An 18,423-nucleotide genomic window follows, 5' to 3' on the forward strand; every position below is an offset into this window, starting at 1 on the left:
GGTCCGGCGTCGTAGGCTGTGAGCGTGGTGACCTGGCCCTGGCAGCGCAAGCGCACAGCCCCCCGCACACTGAAAGTGCGTTCGCGGGGCGACTTCGGCGACGTCAATCGCGTCGACTTCGAGGAGCTCGCGCCGGCGATCGACACGTTCCTCGGCCAGGCGGCGTACCTGCAGCTCGGCTACTTCGAGACGCTGTCCGAACTCATCGCGCCGACTCCCGAGCTTTCGCACAAGGAGTCGATTTCGCGCGCGGCGGGCGCGGCGCTGTTCAAGCACCAGCAGATCGTGGCGGTCATCCGCGAGCGGGGCGACGATCCGCTCGACCTGATGCTGCCGTTCCGGGAGCCGCTGGACGCGTTCCGCCGCGCGACGCACGGCGCCCGCCACCTCGAGACGATGCTGTCGGTGCACATCACCGCGGGCATGCTCGACGACTTCTACCTCGCTCTCTCGGGCGGTTACGGATCAACGGGCGACCGCGTAGCGAAGATCTTGCTGGGCGACGACGACCGTCAGGCGCTCGTCCGGCTGCTCACCGACGCGATCGACGCCGACGAGCAGTGGCGCGACCTGTTGTCGCTGTGGGGCAGGCGCCTCGTCGGCGATACGCTCCTCATCGTCCGGGGCGCGCTGCGCCCGCAGACGCTGGATGCCGCGGAGGAGAAGAAGGTCGAACCGGTGTTCACCGACCTGCTCGCGGCGCACTCACGGCGGATGTCCGCGATCGGGCTCGACGCCTGATCAGGAGATCTTCAGACGCAGACGCTCGCGCGCATCATGCGTGGCACGCGCGCGGGTGAGCGCGAGGAGGACGAGCGGCACCACCACGAGCGGGGCCGCGATCGAGACGATCCAGATCCACGGACTCGCGGTCGTGACGCCTGCCCAGGTGAACGCGAGCCACACGAAGCCGCCCACGACGGCGCCCAGGATCGTGGCCAGCGCCGCACCGCGGGAGACGCGCCCCGGCATCAGGAAATGGAGGACGGCCCCCGCCGCCCCGCCGAAGATGAAGGCGAGAAGGATGTCCACGGAAGCGGCTCAGGCGACGAAGCCGACGCGGCGGGACTCTTCGGTGCCCACCTCGACGAAGGCGATGCCCGCCGTCGGGACGATGTAGGTGTTGCCCTTGACATCGGCGAAGCTCACGGCGCTCTGGCCGGACTCGAGCGCCGTCGAGACGGCCTGGGCGACGGCATCCGCCGACTGAGCGGACTCGAAGCTGAGCTCGCGAGCGGTGTTCGCGATGCCGATGCGGATCTCCACGGTGACTGCCTTCCCGGCCCGAACGCCGGGCGCACGTCGACTCTACGACACCGAGAGCGTACGGGGCTTCCGCGCTCGCTCTCCGCGAACGCCGCACCCTCCACCCTGTGGTAGCCGTGCGGTGGTGGCCGTGCGGTGGTGGCATGGGGGACGGACGTGTCGGCGCTCCCGGATAGCGTGGACGCATGCGCCTCGATCCCGCCCAGCACGCCGTCGTGTCGCTGCCCTCGGGCGCATCGGGCGTCGTCGTCGGGCCGCCCGGATCGGGCAAGACGACCGTCATCGTCGAACGCGTGGTGGCGCTCATCGAGGCGGGGGTCCCACCCGAAGAAGTGCTCGTGCTCACCCCGACGCGGCAGAGCGCGACCGAGCTGCGCGACCGACTTGCGCTCGCCGTCCGCATCGCGACCCCGGGACCGCTCGCCCGCTCGCTGGCCGCGTTCGCCTACCAGATCGTCCGCGCGCACGCCGTGCACTCGGGCGCTGAGCCGCCGCAGCTGCTCACCGGCCCCGATGAGGACGGCATCGTCGCGGATCTCCTCGACGGGGATGCCGAGGACGAAGCCGACGGACGCCCTCGCTGGCCCGCGTGGTTGGGCGCCGACGTCCGCACCACGCGCGGATTCCGCGCGGAGCTGCGCGCGTTCCTTGCCGAGTGCACGACCCTCGGCATCCCCCCCGAGCGCTTGCGCGAGCACGCCCGCGCGCAGGATCGCGAGGTATGGGTCGCCTTGGCGTCGTTCGCGGAGGACTACCTCGCCGTCCGGTCCCGTATGCGCGGTGCCCACCGCGACGCCGCGGGGCTTGTCCGCGAGGCGGCGCTCCTCGCGCGGCAGCTCCCCGAGGGCGATGTCGCCCGCGGGACGACTGCGCGCGTGCGCGCACTGCTCGTCGACGATGCGCAGGAGCTCACGCTCGGCGGAGTGGAATTGCTCGAGGCGTGCCGCGCGACGGGCGTCGCCGTCCTCGCCTTCGGTGATCCCGACATCGGATCAGGGGCGTTTCGCGGTGCCCGCCCCGAGAACTTCGCGCGGTTGGCGTCGGGAGTGCCCGTCTACGTGCTCGACGATGTCCACCGCGGCACCGCGGCGCAGCGTGCTCTCGCGGCGGAGGTGACCTCGCGCATCGGTGCCGGCGGCATCGCGGCGCATCGTCGGGCGCCCGGACCGGCGGAGCCGGATGCCTCGGTCCGGGCCTTCGCGGTGCGCTCGGCGGGGGAGGAGGTGGACACGATCGCGCGGCTGCTGCGCGAACGCCACATCCTCGACGGCATCGCCTGGGACGACTGCGCCGTCATCGCGCACGACGGTCGCCAGGTGTCGAACCTCGAAGCCGAGCTCGCGGCGCGCGACGTGCCGACCTCCAGCGGACAGGGGCGCACGCTCGGCGAGACGCGCGCCGTTCGCGATCTGCTGCAGCTCGTCGACCTCGCCGCGCGCGAGAGCTGGTCGCACGACGACGTGTTCGACGCTCTCCGCAGCGGCGGTCTCGACCCCGTCGAGCTGCGTCGGCTGCGGACGGCCCTGAGGCACGCGGCTTTGCGAGACGAAGCCCTGCGGGACGAGACTGCACGAGACGAGGCTTCGCACGGCTCGGCAGAACCGGCACCCAGCGCGCGCGATCTCGTGGCGTCCGCCCTGGCGCACCCCATCGAGTTCGACCTCCTCGACACGCGCGAGGCGCGTCGGGCGGCGCGGATCGCGCGGACGCTCGCCGAGCTGCGCGCCCAGCTCGCAGACGGCGCGACGGCGCACGAGCTGCTGTGGACGGCGTGGGAGCGGTCGGGATGGGAGCGCACGTGGCGCGATGCCGCGCAGGGGAGCGGTCCCGTCGCCGATCGCGCGCGTCGTGACCTCGACGCGGTCGTCGCCCTCTTCCAATCGGCGAAGCGGCACGGCGAACGCGCCGACGGCACATCAGCGCTCGCCTTCGTGCGGGGCGTGCTGCAGTCCGACGTGGCGGAGGACCGACTGACGACGACGGCCGCGCAGGGCGTCGTGCGGGTGCTGACTCCCGCCGGGGCGATCGGCGCCGAGTTCGACACCGTCGTCGTCGCGGGAGTGCAAGACGGCGTGTGGCCGAATCTGCGCACGCGCGGAGGCCTCTTCGACACGTGGCGGCTCGCAACGCTCGATCGCGGCGAGTCCGCCGACGCCCTGGATCTTCGTCGCGGCGTGCTGCACGACGAGCTGCGACTGTTCGTCCGCGCCGTCACGCGCGCGCGGGAGCGTCTCGTCGTGACAGCCGTGAACGACGACGACACCGGTCCGAGCCCCCTGTTCGAGTTCCTGCCCGAGGCGGAGGCGGCACCGCGCGCCGCGGAGCACCCGCTTTCGCTGCGGGGTCTCGTCGCGCTGCATCGCCGTGCCCTCACCGACCCGCACTCGCCGAATCAGGCGCGAGAGAACGCTGCCGGCCAACTCGCCCTGCTCGCGGCGGCCGGCGTACCCGGCGCCGATCCGGACGAGTGGTACGGCCTCGCCGCGTACTCGAGCTCCGGCCCGCTGTACGACCTGGATGCCGAGGCCGCGCGCGTGTCGCCCTCGAAGCTCGAGGCGATCGGCGAGTGTCAGCTCAATTGGGTCATCGGCGATCTCGGCGGTGACAGCGGCAGCGTCGGGGCGGGCCTGGGCACGCTCATCCACGCCGCCCTCGAGCACGCCGACGGGGCGGACGAGGACGCACTCTGGGCCGCGGTCGAGGCGCGCTGGGGTGAGCTGGAATTCGACGCCGCCTGGATCGAACGCACCGAGCGCACCCGGGCGCGCGACCTCATCCGCCGGCTCGCGCGGTACCTCCGCGACACTCACGCCGCCGGAACGACCCTCCTCGGCGCCGAACCGCATTTCGAGCTGAGCCTTCCGGTGCCCGGGGCGGCTCATCCTGCGGTCGTCAGCGGGACGATCGACCGCGTCGAGCTCACGGCGGAAGGCACCGTCGTGATCGTCGACCTGAAAACCGGTCGCACGCGGGCGACCGGCGCCGCTGCGGCGGTGACGAACCCCCAGCTGAGCGCCTACCAGCTCGCGTTCGAGCAGGGCGCGATTCCCGCGGCATCCGGTCGTCCCTCCGGCGGAGCGAAGCTCCTCGTGCTGAAGCAGACCCGCACGGCGCCGTACGCCACGCCGGTGCAGGCGCCCTTCGACGACGAGTCGCGCGCCGCCTTCGTCGGCACGATCGAGAACGCCGTGCACGTCATGGGCGGTCGGAGCTTCCTCGCGCCCTACGAGGCGCACTGCCGCGACGACCACACACACGGTCTCTGCCGCATTCACACGGTCGGGGCGGTGAGCGGCTCGTGACGCTCGTGACCTCGCCCCGCACGTCGACGCCGTCCCCATCGCTCTCACCGGAGGCGATCGCCGCGGCCCTCGGGCAGTTTCCCCCGACGCCCGAGCAGTCCGCCGTCATCGCGGCGCCGCTCGCGCCCACGCTCGTCGTCGCCGGCGCAGGCAGCGGCAAGACCGAGACGATGTCGGGCCGGGTCGTCTGGCTCGTCGCCAACGGGCTCGTCCGTCGCGACGAGATCCTCGGCCTGACCTTCACCCGCAAGGCGGCGGGCGAACTCGCCGAGAGGATCCAGCGTCGGCTCGCGCGCCTGACCGAGTTCGAGTCTCGCGGCCTCCTGCCCGACCTCGAAGACCTCCACCGGCGCGGCGAGCTCGACGTCTTCGGCCGCATCGAACGCGAGAGCGCAGATCCGCGCCGCGCCGCCGCCCTGCGCCGCGAGACGCTCGATCGCCTCGCCGACGACCGACTGACGCGCGAGGCGCGTGCGGGCGTCGCCGAGACGGGCGACGCGCCCGGTCACACCCCGCGCGGCGATGCGCTGCTCGAGCGGCCGACGGTCGCCACCTACAACAGTTTCGCGGACCAGCTCGTGCGCGAGAACGCCGTGCGGATCGGACGTGATCCGGAGTCGGTCGTGCTCAGCGAGTCGGCCGCGTGGCTGCTCATGCGCCGCGTCGTGCACGACAGCGACGATCCGGGTCTCGAGGCGATCGAGCGCCGCCCCTCGACGATCATCGATGCGGCGCTGCGCTTCGCGCGCGACGCTGTCGACAACCTCGCCGACCTGGACGAGGTCGCAGCGTTCGCCGCCGACCTGCGCGAGGTGCTCGATCGCCCCTCGCAGCGCGGCCGTGGGCCCCTCGCGCCCGTCCGCGACGCGGTCGCCCCCGTTTCGTGGCTGCCGCAGCTGGCGGTCCTCGCGCGGGCCTACGATGCCGAGAAGCGCCGCCGCGGCCTCATCGACTTCTCCGACCAGGTGGCGGGGGCGCTCGAGGTCGTCATGTCGCACCCGAGCGTCGCGGCGGACCTGCGCGACCGGTACCGTGTCGTGCTCCTCGACGAGTACCAGGACACATCCGTCGTGCAGAGCGACCTGCTCGCGACCATCTTCGCGGACACGCCCGTGATGGCCGTCGGCGATCCGCATCAATCGATCTACGGATGGCGCGGTGCGAGCGCGGGGAACCTCGGCGCCTTCGCCCGCGCCTTCGCCCCGGCGAGCCTCGGCGCCGACGCGCTGCGGTTCTCGCTCCTGACCAGTTGGCGCAACAGTGAGCAGGTGCTCACCGCTGCGAATGCCGTGCTGGCGCCCCTCGCGACCCGCACCCCCGTCGCCGTCGGTGAGCTCGGCGCGCGCCCCGGGGCGCCGGAGGGGCTCGTGGAGGTGGCCTACGACGGCGACGTGGATGCCGAGGCGGACAGGGTCGCGCGATGGTTCGGTGGGGTGCGCGCCGAACGCGCCGCCGCGGGTTCGCCGACGACCGGGGCGGTCCTCTTCCGCGCCAAGAAGCACATGCTGCGGTTCGCCGAGGCGCTTGGGCGGCACGGCATCCCGCACCGCATCCTCGGCCTCGGCGGCCTCCTGTCGACTCCCGAGGTCGTCGATGTCGTCGCGACGATCCGCGTGCTCAGCGACCCGCGGTCGGGGTCCGCGCTCATCCGACTGCTGGAGGGACCGCGCTGGGCTGTGGGCCTCGAGGACCTGCGCGCCCTCGCGGCGCTCGCACGGCGGCTCGGGCGCTCCGACGCGTCGCTCCAGGCTTTGGATTCCGGGGTGGTGGCGCGACTGCGCCGTTCGGGCGATGAGAGCGCGTCGCTCATCGACGCGCTCGACTTCGTCGGGCGCCAGAGCGACGACCACGGGTGGCTCGCTGGCTTCACCGGCGTCGGGCGCGCACGCCTGCGCGACGCGGCGACGACCTTCGCGGCGCTGCGGCGCTCTGCAGGCCTGCCGATCCCCGAGCTCGTGCGCCTCATCGAGACAGAGCTCCGCCTCGACATCGAGCTCGCGGCCAACGAGGCCCGCGGGCCGGCGCGCGTGGCGAGCGATCAGCTGCGCGCGTTCGTCGACGAGCTGCAGGGCTTCCTCGCGACGGACGAGAGCGGGTCTCTGCCGGCGCTCCTCGCCTGGCTCGACCGGGCGGAGCGCGCGGACGAGTTCGCGCCGCGCACGGAGCCTCCCGAAGACGACGTCGTCCAGCTCCTCACGATCCACGGGTCCAAAGGCCTCGAATGGGATGCCGTGGCCGTCGTGCGCGCGGTCGACGAGGAGCTGCCTGCGAAGCCGCGTGACGGCCTCGGCTGGCTGCGCTTCGGGGTGCTTCCCTACCCCTTCCGCGGTGACCGTGACTGGCTGCCACGCCTCGCCTGGAGCGCGGAGGACGCGCCCACTCAGCAGGATCTGCGGGCCGCGCTCGAGGACTTCTCTGCGGCGCTGAAGAATCGGCAGCTCGACGAGGAGCGGCGGCTCGCGTACGTCGCCGTCACCCGCGCACGAGACCGGCTGCTCATCACGGGGTCGGCCTGGTCCGGAACGAAGGCGCCGCGTCGACCGAGCCCGTTCCTCGAGGAGATCGCCGTCGCGCTCGGGGTGGACCTCGACGTGCCGGCGGATGCCGGGGAGAACCCGTACCTCGACGAGCGCCGGCTGCTGTCGTGGCCTCTCGACCCGCTCGGTGCCCGCCGGATGGCCGTGACCGGTGCCGCCGCGCAGGTGCGGGCGGCGCGCGCGGGGCCGCCCGCACCTGCGTCACGCGAAGTGACGCTGCTCCTCGTCGAGCGCGCGGAGCGCGATCGACGAGCGTCCGGCTCGGGCCATGGCGCGCCGACGCGACTCGCGGCATCCCGCTACAAGGATTTCGTCGCCGATTACGACGGCGCGGTCGCGGCGCTCGCGGTGCCGCTTCCCGAGCGGCCGTATCGACAGACTCGCCTGGGCACTCTGTTCCACGCGTGGGTCGAGCAGCGCTCGGGGCTGCCGGGCGCGGGCGCCGCCCCCGACGCCGCGCTGTGGGAGCTGGACGACGACGGGGGCGATGGCGATGCGTCCCTCGCGATCGCCCCCGCGGACGCGGTGGCCCTCGACAACCTGAAGGAGCGCTTCCTCGCCTCGGAGTGGGCACCCCTGCAGCCGATCGAGGTCGAAGTCGAGATCGACGTCGTGCTCGACGACCTCCTTCCGGATGGACGCCCGCACATCGCGATCTGCAAGCTCGACGCCGTGTACCGCCGCGGAGACCGTGTCGAGATCGTCGACTGGAAGACGGGGCGTGCGCCGCGGACGGCCGCCGAGCGCGACGAGCGGCTCCTGCAGCTGCGCCTCTACCGTCGCGCCTACCACGCGCGGTCGGGCATCCCGGAGGCCGACATCGACGTCGCGCTGTTCTACGTCGCGGACGGCCTGATCATTCGGGATTGAGCGGCGAGCGGCATCCGGGACGGAGCACGGTGCCGCGCGCGGCGTGCATCGTGCCTCAGACGGTGCCGGTCCACCGCCGCAGGGCGTTGCGGGCCGCCTCGTCGGGGTTGTCGTCGTCGGTGCCGTCGCCCTCCCCGAGCGAGGGGTCCGTGCGTCTCGGGAGTCCGGGCGCATCGCCTTCGACGCTTCGGTTGAGCGTGGGTCCGGTGTCCTCCACGGCGAGACCCGTCCATCCGGAGAGCTCGATCGGCACCGTCGCGCCCGCGTCCTCGCGCTGATCGGCGCCGCGTTGATCCGCGCCGCGCGCTTCATCCTCGAGGAAGCTCGCGAGCGTCTCTGGGTCGAACGTGTCGGTGTGCATCGATGTGTCGACGGGTCCGCTCAGGGTGCTGGGAACGCGCGCGCTCGCGGCGATGGCCTCGTCGGCGCTCACGGAGCCGTGGATGACGGCGGGCTGATCGCGCACGCTTTCGTCGAGCGACGTGAGCAGGGCGATGGCGTCGGCGACGAGGTCGCGCGATCCGCTCTCGTGCGCGTGCAGGAGCCACTTGGCGAACTCGAGCTCCGCATGCAGTCGGGCGCGCTCGGCGAGCTGGGAATCGGGGGCGCGGTGCGAGGCTCGCACATACGCTTCGATGACATCGCTCTGCGCTTCCGGCGCGGATGACGTCCAACGCAGGTCGACGGCGGGGTCACCGACCCCGACACCGCCCCAGGTGAGCAGACCCGTGACGACGGGGACGCCGTCGGCATCGTCTTCGAACACGAATGATGCCGGGTCGACGCCGCCGAGGACGATCGTCGTTTCGAACCGCCAGAGCGCGTCGCTGCCCAGCGCGGAGCTCCAGCGGCGCAGCAGCCCGAACGGGAGTTCGCCGGTAGCCTCCGCGCGGTCGAGAAGCCGCTCGACGTCGTCGCGCACCTGCGTCGCGGTGAGCATCGGAAGCCCGGCGTCGCGGACCACTGTGACGGGGAGGTCGTGCACCTGGGCGATCGCTTCACCCAGCGCCGTCGCGATGCCGCGGCCCGCGGGCACGTGACCCGCGTCGACGCGGTAGCCGGGGAGCAGCGTCTGCACGAGCGTGTGGCGTCCGTCGACGGCGGTCTGGCCCAGGACGTCCGGAGCTCCGAAGGGCAGCACGGCACGGACGCCCGGGGTCAGCGCCGTGAGCGCGCGCGCCTCGGCGCGCAGGTCCCGATCGGCGTCGTCGTCGACGGGGACGCGCACGACCACGCGGCGTCCGTCCTCGAGTTCCGCGATTGCGCTGTCGTAGCGTCCCGACACGCCTTCGCTCAGAATCCCGACGCCCGTCACCACGACGCGGGGGAGGGCGGAGGTCACCGACGCGGCTAAAGTGAGGGGTGAGCGTGCCATGCCCCCAGGGTAGGTCTGCCGCGCCCCGTCGGGCCGCGCGCCACGCCCTGAAGAGAGGTCCCGGATGCCCGGTCGCGACGCCCCGCCGCCCCCGTTGGCACGCGCCGGGATCGACCGCGCCGCGGAGGAGCGCGACACGCCGGACCTCGTCCCGACGCTCGCAGCAGACACGGCCACGCGTGTCATCCCGGTGCACGGCGACCGGGCTCTCGTCGCGGCATCCGGGGCGTCTCTCGTGCGTCTGGCGCCTTCGGCCGTCCCCGCGGACAGCCTGCAGGCGTTCCTCGGGCGGAGCGCCGATGGCGTTCCCGTGCTGCTGGCGGTGCTCGACGCGGAGTCCGACGTCCAGCCGGACGCCGTGGCTGACGCGAGCTGGGCGTCTCTGCGCGATGCCGGCGGCCGGCTCGATTCCGTCGACGCGGGGCTGTTCGTCGAGGCGGTCGCTCTTGGCCGGTGGATCGTGGACGCGCCGTTCTGCTCTGCGTGCGGCGCTCGCACGGAGGTGCGCGCCGCCGGCTGGGCGCGACACTGTCCGTCCTGTGGGCGGGAGCACTTCCCGCGCACCGACCCCGCCGTCATCGTCGCCATCCACGACGAGGGCGACGCTCGCCTTCTCCTCGGCAAGAATGCACTCTGGGCTGAGCGCAACATGTATTCGACCTTCGCGGGCTTCGTCGAGGCCGGGGAGTCCCTCGAAGCCGCAATCGTCCGGGAGCTCCGTGAGGAAGCCGGTGTCGAGGTCATCGCGAGTCACTATCGCGGTTCGCAGGGGTGGCCCTACCCTCGGTCGCTCATGCTCGGATTCCACGCCGTCGTCAGGGGCGACGTCGCCCCGCGGCCGGACGGCGTCGAGATCGTCGACACACGCTGGTTCACGCGGTCGGAGCTGCGCACAGCCCTGGCTGATCCCGGCGCGGCGGGCTTCGCCCTGCCCGGAACGGCATCGATCGCGCGGCGTCTCATCGAGGTCTGGGTGGCGATGCCCGCGTGAGCGGTGACGCGCTGGCAGGCCTCGACGAACAGCAGCGGGTCGCGGCATCGCTTCTCCGCGGACCCGTGTGCGTTCTCGCCGGCGCCGGCACCGGCAAGACGCGCGTCATCACGCACCGGATCGCCCACGGCGTGGATACGGGCGCGTATTCGCCGGGGCGTGTCATGGCCGTCACCTTCACGGCGAAAGCAGCGGGCGAGATGCGCGGGAGACTCCGAGCACTCGGCGTCGCGGGTGTCGCGGCGCGCACGTTCCATGCAACGGCGCTCGCGCAGCTCAACTTCTTCTGGCCGCAGCTGGCCGGTGACACGGCGCCGTCGATCATCGACAAGAAGGTGCGTGTGCTGGGTCAGGCGGCCGACGGGCTCGGTCTGCACCTGGATGCCGCGACGTTGCGCGACGTCGCAAGCCGCATCGAGTGGCGCAAGGTCGCGATGCGGACGATCGAGCAGGATGCCGCGCGGCATCCGCAGGGTCTCGGGTCGCTGGATGCCGGAAAGCTCGCCGATCTCATGCGTGCGTACGAAAAGGTCAAGGACGAGCGGCGCCAGCTGGACTTCGAAGACGTGCTGCTCGCGTGCGCTGGCATGCTCGAGTCCGAGCCGCGCGTCGCGGCGGCGGTCCACGAGCAGTACCGGCACCTCACCGTCGACGAGTTCCAGGATGTCTCGCCCGTGCAGCAGCGCCTGCTCGAGCTCTGGCTCGGTGATCGGCACGACATCTGCGTCGTCGGCGACGCGAGCCAGACGATCTACTCGTTCGCCGGCGCTGACCCGCGCTATCTGCTCGACTTCGCGCAGCACCACGAGGGCGCCCAGATCGTCCGGCTGGAGCACAACTACCGGTCCGATCCGGCGATCCTCGGTGTGGCGAATGCGCTCATGCGCGGGCGCCCCGGAGCCCTCGCCCTCACCTCGACGCGGACGGCCGGGCCGCTGCCGGTCGTCGCCGCCTACGACGACGACGCCGCGGAAGCCGAGGGAGTGGCGGCAGCGGTGGCGGCACAGGTCGCCGGGGGCGCCTCCCCGCACGACGTCGCAATCCTTTATCGGGCGAACGTGCAGTCTGCGCCGCTGCAGGCCGCCCTCGCGGCGCGCGGGATTCCCACGACCGTCCTCGGCGGCAAGCGCTTCTTCGACCTGCCCGAGGTGCGCCAGGCGGTCATGGCACTGCGGGCCGCGACGGTCGCGCCGATCGAGACTTCGTTCCTCGCGACTGTCCGCGACATCCTTCGCGGGCTCGGGCTCAGCGACGAGCCGCCACCCGCGGGCGGCGCCCTGCGCGACGCGTGGGAGGCGCGCGCCGCCGTGCTTCGCCTTGCCGAGGAAGCAGGTTCCGCGACGACCCTCCGCGCCTTCACCGATGAGCTCATCGCGCGGGGCCGCGACCAGCACGAGCCCGCGCTCCGCACCGTGACCCTCGCGACGCTGCACGCGGCTAAGGGCCTCGAGTGGGACCACGTGCATCTGGTCGGCATGAGCGAGGGGCTCCTGCCGATCTCCTACGCCTCGGGTTTCGAGCAGATCGACGAGGAACGCCGCCTCGCCTATGTCGGCGTCACGCGAGCTGGGCGCTCCCTGTCGCTGTCGTGGGCTCGAAACGGCGGGACACCGGAGCGGCCGCGTCCTCGCGAGCGGTCGCGATTCCTTCAGGAGATCGGCACGAGCAGCGTGCGTGCGGCCGATGCACGTGCCACGTCCGGCGTGCGCTCCCGCCGCTGATCGTCACCGACACCGTCGCAGGCCGGTCGACAGCACCGGCCGCGCGCAACAGGCGCGCGGCGAGGATGGCGCCCTCGATCACGAGAGCCGGGTCGGTGGGCGTGCGCTCGCGCCCGAGGAGCTGTGCGGCCACGAGCGGCCAGTGCGGGTCGTCGTCGGCTCGATGCTCGTGTCGGCAGGTGAGGCAGGCGGTGCGGCCGGGGATCACGAGAGGTCCCACGGCGACGCGATCCCCGGCGAGTTCGATCGGCAGATGCGTGATGTCGGCGGCCATGAGGGCGGCGGTTCGCCGCGGCTCGACGATCCGGTCGGCGATGAGGACGAGCGGACGGCCCGGGTCGGGGTCCTCCTGTGCCCACCGTGTCGTCCGCGCCGTCTCGATGCCCGCCGCTCGCCACGCGCTGGCGAGCGCTTCGGTCTCGGCGAAGCCGATGTCAGGCGGCATCTCCACATCCACGGGGATCGGCTGCGCGGGTGCGGACGTCAACGCGCCCGCGATGTGCGCGACGAATGCCACGGCATCCTCTGCGGACGCTCCGAGCGTCGCCGCGAGCGGCCCCAGCATCGCATCGGGGATGCCGCCGGCGAGCGCATCGAGGAGCCCCTCCTGCCACGGTGTGATCTCGTCGACCAGGACGGCGCCGTCAGACCCGAGCTGCACGGAGGAATCGGTGCGCCACAGCGGCGGGCGGGAGGGGGCGAGTCGCAGCATGCGCCGATTCTGCTCGCCTCGCCGCATCGCCGTTCCGACTGTCCACAGGCGACCGCGAGGGTGAATCAGACCGGGCGCGGATCCTCCGGCGCACCGTCGCCGTCGCCCTGGCTCTCGCCCGCCTCCTGCGCGAGCAGTTCGTCGAGAGCGTCGTCGAACGCGTCGCGCGGCGGGGCCTCACCGGCCGCACGAGCGCGCAGGCGGGCGACGAGCGCCTGGGGGTCGTCGATATCCTCCGGGGTCGGCATCAGGTCGGGGTAGTCCCACAGGCTGTCGCGTTCGGCCGCGCCTACGGCATCCGTCACCGCCCGCCACATCGCCGCCGCCTCGCGCAGGCGCCGGGGGCGCAGCTCGAGCCCGACGAGCGAGGCCATCGCCTGCTCCGCGGGGCCGCCGACGGCGCGGCGGCGCCGCACCGCTTCGGCGATCTTCGCGGCTTCCGGAAGGCGTGCGGTCGCGTCGGCGGTGACGACCTCGACCCAGCCTTCGATGGTCGCGAGGAGGTTCTCGAGCCGCCCGAGCGCCGCCTCCTGCGTCTCGGTGCGCTGCGGCAGGAGCGCGCCCGACTCGATGAGCCCGCGCAGTTCTTCGGGCTGCGACGGGTCGAAGCGTGCCGCGAGGTCCTCGAGCGCCGATGTGTCCACGTGAATGCCGCGGGCGAACTCGGTGACCTGCGAGATGACGTGCAGTCGCAGCCAGCGGGCGTGGCGGAACAAGCGCGCGTGCGCGAGTTCGCGTGTCGCGAGATACAGCGCGAGCTGGTCGTCGGTCACGTCGAGATCGCGTCCGAAGTCCGCGAAGTTCTGCGGAAGGATCGCGGCCACCCCGTCGGGCATGACGGGGATGCCGACGTCGCCGCCGGAGACGACCTCGAGCGAGAGACGCCCGATCACACCGCCGAGCTGGGCGGCGAACAACGAGCCGCCGATGCGGCGCATGAACGCGCCGGCACCCGCCACCAGCTGACGCATCTCCTCGGGGGTCTGCTCGTCGATCGCGGATGTGAGCGCTCCGGCGATAGAGTCCGCGACGGGCTCCGCGAGCTCCTGCCAGACGGGCAGCGTCGCCTCGACCCACTGCCCGCGCGTCATCGCGACGGGCGCGGTCGCGAGCTCGGAGATCGTCGTGGCCTCGCTCAGCCACAGCGTGGCGAGGGCGAACGCCTGGTCGAACTCGGTCCGATCTGCCGCCGAGATGCTGAGTCCGTCCTTGTTCGAAAGGTGCAGAGCCTGGGTCTTCGCGGCCGCCCAGTCGATGCCGCCGTCGTCCGACCCCTGCGCGAACGCCGCCTGCATCTGCGCCATCATCTGCCGCAGCATCGCGGGGTCGACCCCCATGCGTGAGAGGCCCTCGAGCTGGGCCGGGTCGATGTCGCCGGAACCCGCGCCTCCGCCGAGCAGGTTCCGCAGCAGCTCCTGGAAGTCCTCGGGGTCGAAGCCGCCCTCGAAGCGGTTGGGCGTGTCGTCGTCAGCCATGTCAGGCGCCTTTCAGCAGGCTCGTCGGGTCCCGTTCTACGCTAGTCGCACGGCCTCCGCCGCGGCGCGATCCGCGCCTGCGGACGAGGGGCCGCGTGTACGCCGATCGCGAACGACCGGCCGGAAAGGGCTCGAGTGGCACTCTTCGACGACCGGGTGACGATCGTCCCCGCTCCGCGCCGGCAGCGTCCGCGCGCGACCACCATCGGCATCTGGTCGCTGACCGTCGCGATCTTCGCGCTCCTCGCCCTGACGCTCCTGCCGACGTCGTTCGTCATCCAGCAACCGGGTCCCGTCTTCAACACGCTCGGCTCGACGCAGAACGCGAGCGGGGAGGACGTGCCGCTGATATCGGTGAACGGCGCGCAGACCTACCCGACGTCGGGGGCCCTCGACCTCCTCACCGTGCAGGTCGTCGGGTCGCGCGAGCGTACTCCATCGTGGTTCGAGCTCGCTCTCGCCTGGTTCGACCGTTCCCGTGCTGTGCTGCCCCTCGACGACGTCTTCCCGCAAGGGCAGTCGACCGAACAGCGAAATCAGGAGAGTGCGGTCATGATGGTCGACTCGCAGAAGGAAGCGACCGCCGCCGCGCTCACGCATCTCGGCTACGACGTCAAGCCGATGGTGAGGGTGTACTCCCTGACGGACGACTCCCCAGCGACGGGCATCCTGCAGAAGGACGACATCATCCTGGCGGCGAACGGTCAGGCCATCACTGAGACCGATGAACTGAGATCGATCATCAACGCGGGAAGCGGCGCGCCTGTGACGCTCACCGTCGAACGGGCCGGAGGCACCCTCAACGAGACCGTGACGCCGAAGCAGGTGACGTCGGACGGAAAGACGCTGTGGCTCATCGGCGTCTCGACGATGCACGACTACGACTTCCCGATCGACGTCACGATCCAGCTCGACAACGTCGGGGGGCCCTCCGCGGGAATGATGTTCGCGCTCGGCATCATCGACACGCTGAGCGACGGGAACCTCAACGGAGGGGAGCAGGTCGCGGGCACGGGCACGATCGACGCGTCCGGCACCGTCGGGCCGATCGGCGGCATCCGACAGAAGATGTACGGCGCGGTGGATGCCGGCGCGCGCTGGTTCCTCGCGCCCGAAGCCAACTGCGACGAGGTCGTCGGGCACGTGCCCGACGGGCTGCGTGTCTTCTCGGTCGGAACCCTCGACGACGCGCTGACCGCGCTGAAGGCGATCCGCGGCGACGGCGACGTCGAGGCTCTTCCCACCTGCGGCTCGTAGGATGGGAGAGTGACCACGACCTCAGCGCCGAACCAGGCCACGCCCAGTCCCGTCCGCCGCGCGATCGGCATCACCCTCGCGGTCATCGCCGTCGTCGTGGTGGGCTTCTTCGTCTTCGCGAGCCTGTTCGCCGATTGGCTGTGGTTCGATCAACTGGGCTTCAGCGGCGTGCTCGTCACGCAGTGGACCGGGCGGGTCGTGATGTTCCTCGTGGGGTTCCTCGCGATGGCCCTCCCCGTCTTCGCGGCGATTCAACTCGCCTACCGGCTCCGCCCCGTCTACGCACGCCTGTCGTCGCAGCTCGACCACTACCAGGAAGTCGTAGAACCGCTCCGCCGCCTCGCGATGTGGGGGATTCCGGTCTTCTTCGGCTTCTTCGCCGGTTTCGCCGCGTCTGCGCAGTGGGAGACGGTGTGGCTTTGGGCGAACGGCGGCGACACCGGCACGACCGACCCCGAGTTCCAGATGGACATCGGGTTCTACCTGTTCTCGGTCCCGTTCTTCTCGGCCGCGCTGGGCTTCGTCTCCGCGGTCCTCCTCGTCTGCCTCGGTGTCACGGCGCTCGTCAGCTACCTCTACGGGTCGGTGCGGGTCGGTCAGCGGGAGCTCCGGATCTCGAAGGCCGCACGTATCCAGCTCGCGATCATCGCCGGTCTCTACCTCCTCGTCCAGGGTGCGAGCCTCTGGCTCGACCGCTTCAAGACGCTCACCTCCTCGAGCGATCGCATCACGGGTGCGAGCTACGTGGACGTGCACGCCGTGATCCCCGGACTCACGATCCTCTCGATCGCGGCCGCGATCGTCGCGGTCCTGTTCTTCGTCACGGCCGTCATCGGTCGATGGCGCTTCCCGCTCATCGGCACGGCGCTGCTCATCGTGTCCTCGCTCGTCGTCACCGTCGCCTACCCGTTCCTCGTGAACCAGTTCCAGGTCGTGCCCAACCAGGAGACGCTGGAGAGTCCGTACTACCAGCGCAATATCGACGCGACGAAGGCTGCGTACGGCATCGACGGCCTCGAGAAGAGCGACTTCAAAGCGGCGACGGATGCCGAGCCGGGGCAGCTGCGCGAGGACGCCGACACGACGGCATCCATTCGCATCATGGACCCGGCGATCATTCCGCCGACCGTCCGCCAGCTCGAGCAGTACCGCCCTTATTACAAGTTCTCCGACCCGCTCGACGTCGATCGCTACCAGATCGACGGTCAGACGCAGGACGCTGTCGTGTCGGTCCGTGAGCTCAACCTCGACCAGCTCGGAGCCGCGGCCACGTGGTACAACACGACGCTCGTGTACACGCACGGCTACGGCATGGTCGCCGCGAAGGGCAACGACCGGGCGGCGGACGGCAACCCGGTGTTCATGGAGCGCGGCATCCCGACGGCGGGTTCCCTCACCGACGAGACCGGCTACGAGCCTCGGGTGTACTTCGGCGAGTCGTCCCCGACCTACTCGATCGTCGGCGGGCCCGAGGGCGGCACCGACATCGAGCTCGACTACCCGCGCGGTGAGGACGGCGCGGCACAGACTAAGACGACGTTCACGGGCAATGGCGGACCGAAGATCGGCAATCTCTTCAACCGCCTCATCTACGCGCTCAAGTTCCAGTCGACCGACATCCTGCTTTCCGACGCGATCAACGCCGACTCGCAGATCCTCTACGACCGCGATCCGCTGACGCGCGTGCAGAAGGTGGCACCGTACCTCGAACTCGACAACGACCCCTATCCGTCGATCGTCGACGGCAAGATCGTGTGGATCGTCGACGGCTATACCCTGAGCGCGAACTACCCGTATTCGTCGATCGTGAGCCTGCGCGATGCGATCAGCGACACGACGAACACGACGCCGCGCGTCGCGCTCGACGATGTCAACTACATCCGCAACTCGGTCAAGGCGACGGTGGACGCGTACTCGGGCGAGGTGACGCTCTACGCGTGGGACGACACCGACCCCCTGCTGCAGGCCTGGCAGAAGGTCTACCCCTCGACGCTCAAGCCGGTGTCGGAGATGTCCGCCGACCTCATGAGCCACGTGCGCTACCCGACGGACCTCTTCAAGGTCCAGCGCGCGATGCTCGGGACGTATCACGTCGACGACGCGGCTTCCTTCTACGCGCGCGACAACGCGTGGAAGACGCCGAACGACCCGGTCTCGCAGGCCGACGTGCTGCAGCCGCCGTACTACCTGTCGATGAAGATGCCGGGCCAGGAGGCGCCGACCTTCTCGATGTTCACGTCGTTCATCCCCGCCGCCGAGGGCGACGGCGCACGCAACGTGCTGATGGGCTATCTCGCGGTGGATTCCGACGCCGGCAGCACGGCGGGGCAGAAAGCGGCGGACTACGGCAAGTTGCGGATGCTCGAGATCTCCGCGGACGTGAGCGTTCCGGGGCCCGGTCAGGTGCAGAACACGTTCAATTCCGATCAGCAGATCTCCTCGCAGATCAACCTGCTCAAGCAGGGCCAGTCGGAGGTTCTCAACGGCAACCTGCTGACCCTCCCTGTCGGCGGCGGTCTGCTGTACGTGCAGCCCGTGTTCGTCCAGGCATCCAGCGGGACCCAGCTGCCCGCGCTCCGCAAGATCCTCGTCGCGTTCGGCGACAAGGTCGCGTTCGAGGACACCCTGCAGGATGCCCTCGACGCGCTGTTCGGCGGTGACTCGGGCGCCTCGACGGGCGACAACAACGTCACGCCGACGCCGAACCCCTCGGAGTCGGGCGACGGATCGGGCGAGACGGGCGGCACGGGCACGGACGTCCAGTTCCAGGCGGCGTTGAAGGAGGCGCAGGCGGCGATGACCGCGCGGGATGCCGCGCTCAAGGCCGGCGACCTCACGGCGTTCGCCGCCGCCGACGCCCAGCTGACCGCCGCCGTGCAGAAGCTGCTGGCGCTCAGCGGCGGGAACTGACCTCGGT

Annotated in this window: 11 protein-coding genes; 7 read left to right on the plus strand and 4 right to left on the minus strand. The window is 71.3% G+C overall.

What is annotated here, in order from left to right:
• Positions 1-24 precede the first annotated feature (24 nt).
• Positions 25-741, plus strand: coding sequence for a ferritin-like fold-containing protein (locus WFI52_RS03215; protein WP_336625036.1), 717 nt, complete (start codon positions 25-27; stop codon positions 739-741).
• Here the strand turns inward: WFI52_RS03215 and WFI52_RS03220 are convergent, their stop codons facing one another.
• Together WFI52_RS03220 and WFI52_RS03225 are read right to left on the minus strand one after the other, a co-directional pair.
• Positions 742-1,032 carry a GlsB/YeaQ/YmgE family stress response membrane protein gene (locus tag WFI52_RS03220; protein WP_336625035.1) on the minus strand — a complete coding sequence of 97 codons (291 nt, stop codon included), beginning with the start codon at positions 1,030-1,032 and terminating at the stop codon, positions 742-744.
• A 9-nt stretch (positions 1,033-1,041) separates the two neighbouring features.
• A complete protein-coding gene (locus WFI52_RS03225; RefSeq protein WP_336625034.1) occupies positions 1,042-1,266 on the minus strand; it encodes a DUF3107 domain-containing protein in 225 nt (74 codons plus the stop codon).
• A gap of 185 nt (positions 1,267-1,451) precedes the next feature.
• Between WFI52_RS03225 and WFI52_RS03230 the strand changes: the two genes are divergently transcribed.
• Both WFI52_RS03230 and WFI52_RS03235 read left to right on the plus strand, forming a co-directional pair.
• Entirely contained in the window at positions 1,452-4,568 is a 3,117-nt protein-coding gene (locus tag WFI52_RS03230) for an ATP-dependent helicase (RefSeq protein WP_336625033.1), read from the plus strand.
• On the plus strand, positions 4,565-7,975 hold the full coding sequence (locus WFI52_RS03235; protein ID WP_336625032.1) for an ATP-dependent helicase: 3,411 nt from the start codon (positions 4,565-4,567) through the stop codon (positions 7,973-7,975). The genes WFI52_RS03230 and WFI52_RS03235 overlap by 4 nt, the downstream gene beginning before the upstream one ends.
• 55 nt (positions 7,976-8,030) lie before the next feature.
• On the opposite strand, the gene WFI52_RS03240 is transcribed toward WFI52_RS03235, so the two are convergent.
• The gene (locus WFI52_RS03240) at positions 8,031-9,350 is read right to left on the minus strand and encodes a phosphotransferase (protein ID WP_336625031.1); all 1,320 of its coding nucleotides are present in this window, start codon (positions 9,348-9,350) and stop codon (positions 8,031-8,033) included.
• A gap of 64 nt (positions 9,351-9,414) precedes the next feature.
• On the opposite strand from WFI52_RS03240, the gene nudC reads away from it, so the two are divergent.
• Positions 9,415-10,341, plus strand: a complete 927-nt coding sequence (gene nudC / locus WFI52_RS03245; RefSeq protein ID WP_336625030.1) for an NAD(+) diphosphatase — start codon at positions 9,415-9,417, stop codon at positions 10,339-10,341.
• Positions 10,338-12,062, plus strand: coding sequence for an ATP-dependent helicase (locus WFI52_RS03250; RefSeq protein WP_336625029.1), 1,725 nt, complete (start codon positions 10,338-10,340; stop codon positions 12,060-12,062). The genes nudC and WFI52_RS03250 overlap by 4 nt, the downstream gene beginning before the upstream one ends.
• Positions 12,063-12,839: 777 nt before the next feature.
• Here the strand turns inward: WFI52_RS03250 and WFI52_RS03255 are convergent.
• Positions 12,840-14,249 carry a zinc-dependent metalloprotease gene (locus WFI52_RS03255; RefSeq protein WP_336625028.1) on the minus strand — a complete coding sequence of 470 codons (1,410 nt, stop codon included), beginning with the start codon at positions 14,247-14,249 and terminating at the stop codon, positions 12,840-12,842.
• 135 nt (positions 14,250-14,384) lie between these two features.
• Here WFI52_RS03255 and WFI52_RS03260 point away from each other — a divergent pair, with 135 nt between their 5' ends.
• Both WFI52_RS03260 and WFI52_RS03265 read left to right on the plus strand, forming a co-directional pair.
• Positions 14,385-15,506, plus strand: coding sequence for a YlbL family protein (locus WFI52_RS03260; protein ID WP_336625027.1), 1,122 nt, complete (start codon positions 14,385-14,387; stop codon positions 15,504-15,506).
• Between the two features lie 9 nt (positions 15,507-15,515).
• The gene (locus WFI52_RS03265) at positions 15,516-18,416 is read left to right on the plus strand and encodes a UPF0182 family membrane protein (RefSeq protein ID WP_336625026.1); all 2,901 of its coding nucleotides are present in this window, start codon (positions 15,516-15,518) and stop codon (positions 18,414-18,416) included.
• Positions 18,417-18,423: the final 7 nt, after the last annotated feature.

It is taken from the genome of Microbacterium sp. MMO-20 (assembly GCF_037147735.1).
Classification (GTDB): Bacteria; Actinomycetota; Actinomycetes; order Actinomycetales; family Microbacteriaceae; genus Microbacterium.

What these genes read in the sequence shown, in the direction of transcription:
- WFI52_RS03230 (WP_336625033.1), top strand. Translation starts at nt 1,452, where the DNA reads ATGCGCCTCGATCCCGCCCAGCACGCCGTCGTGTCGCTGCCCTCGGGC.
- WFI52_RS03240 (WP_336625031.1), bottom strand. Translation starts at nt 9,350, where the DNA reads ATGGCACGCTCACCCCTCACTTTAGCCGCGTCGGTGACCTCCGCCCTC.
- nudC (WP_336625030.1), top strand. Translation starts at nt 9,415, where the DNA reads ATGCCCGGTCGCGACGCCCCGCCGCCCCCGTTGGCACGCGCCGGGATC.
- WFI52_RS03255 (WP_336625028.1), bottom strand. Translation starts at nt 14,249, where the DNA reads ATGGCTGACGACGACACGCCCAACCGCTTCGAGGGCGGCTTCGACCCC.